1 protein-coding gene is annotated in these 302 nt (G+C 52.3%); it reads right to left on the bottom strand.

Annotated elements, in window-relative coordinates:
* Positions 1 to 302, bottom strand: a 302-nt coding sequence (locus SLS51_RS23540) for a hypothetical protein (protein ID WP_323840883.1), incomplete at both ends; no start/stop codon positions are given.

Genomic DNA, 302 nt, shown 5'->3' with positions numbered 1-302 from the left:
TAACCGAAATACCCTCACCCACATGAGTGTTAATGTTAGCGTCGCCATGCGCGGCGGTGACATTTAAACCATTGCCTATTGTCGTGGTCACGTTAGCTTTCCCTTTCGCCGCCGTCACCTGCATACCGTCTCCCACTTTGGTGACAACATTGCCTTCGCTCCATAAGGCATTAAAGCTGTCTCCCTCACCCACCTGAGTGATTATGTTGGCCTGACCTTTCGCCAGCACCACATTACGCCCGTCACCGACTTTAGTGATAACGTTGGCTTTGCCCCAGGCGCCGGTGTAATCATCACCGTTA

The sequence above is a fragment of the Photorhabdus africana genome (assembly GCF_035181445.1).
GTDB lineage: Bacteria > Pseudomonadota > Gammaproteobacteria > Enterobacterales > Enterobacteriaceae > Photorhabdus > Photorhabdus laumondii.
Note: the sequence above shows the minus strand (reverse complement) of the source record. Positions and strands in the feature narration are given on the sequence as shown.